The following is a 1007-nucleotide window of genomic DNA, read 5'->3' on the forward strand; positions in this document are numbered from 1 at the left end:
GCCGGCGAGGTGGTGGAGCGCCCGTCATCGGTGATCAAGGAGCTGCTGGAAAATAGTCTGGACGCGGGCGCGACCCGCGTTGAAGTGGACGTTGAGGACGGTGGCGTCAAGTTGATGCGAGTGCGCGACAACGGCGGTGGTATCGACAAATCCGATCTGCCCCTGGCCCTGAGTCGCCACGCCACCAGCAAGATTCGCGAGCTGGATGACCTTGAGGCGGTGGCCACCCTGGGGTTCCGCGGTGAGGCCCTGGCCAGTATCAGTTCCGTGGCGCGCCTGACCCTGACCAGTAATACCAGCGACGAGAGCGCCGGTTGGCAGGTCACCGCCGAAGGGCGGGATATGCAGGCCGAGCTGGCGCCGGCTGCCCACCCCAAAGGCACCACGGTGGAAGTGCGGGATCTGTTTTTCAATACCCCGGCCCGGCGCAAATTCCTGCGCACGGAAAAGACCGAATACAACCATCTGGACGATGTCATCAAGCGCCAGGCCCTGTCCCGGTTCGATGTCGCCTTCACCTTGCGCAACAATAACCGTGCGGTTTACAGCTGGCGTGAAGCCGGCACCCAGATTGAGCGCGAGCGCCGGGTGGCTCAGGTGTGCGGCCCGGCGTTTATGGAGCAGGCGCTGCACATTGATATCGAGCGCTCCGGACTGCGCCTGTGGGGGTGGGTGGCGCAGCCGAGCTTCAATCGCAGCCAGGCGGACCTGCAGCATTTTTACGTCAACGGTCGGGCCATTCGTGACAAGCTGGTCGGGCATGCAGTCCGTCAGGCTTACCAGGACGTGCTCTATCACGGACGCCACCCGGCGTTTGTGCTGTACCTGGAAGTGGACCCGTCCACCGTGGATGTCAACGTCCACCCGACCAAGCACGAAGTGCGCTTCCGGGACAACCGCCGGGTGCACGACTTCATTTTCAGCAGCCTGCATCATGCCCTGGCTCAGGTCCGCCCGGGGGATCGTCTGGAGTCGGAGACCGATGCGCCCGAGCCAGCCCTGAGCCT

1 protein-coding gene is annotated in these 1007 nt (G+C 64.0%); it reads left to right on the top strand.

Going from position 1 to position 1007, the window contains the following annotated elements; translation table 11 throughout:
• On the top strand, positions 1-1007 hold a 1007-nt coding region (gene mutL / locus B3520_RS15620), incomplete at both ends, for a DNA mismatch repair endonuclease MutL (protein ID WP_286876414.1).

This window comes from Marinimicrobium sp. UBA4509 (assembly GCF_002388575.1).
Classification (GTDB): domain Bacteria; phylum Pseudomonadota; class Gammaproteobacteria; order Pseudomonadales; family Cellvibrionaceae; genus Marinimicrobium; species Marinimicrobium koreense.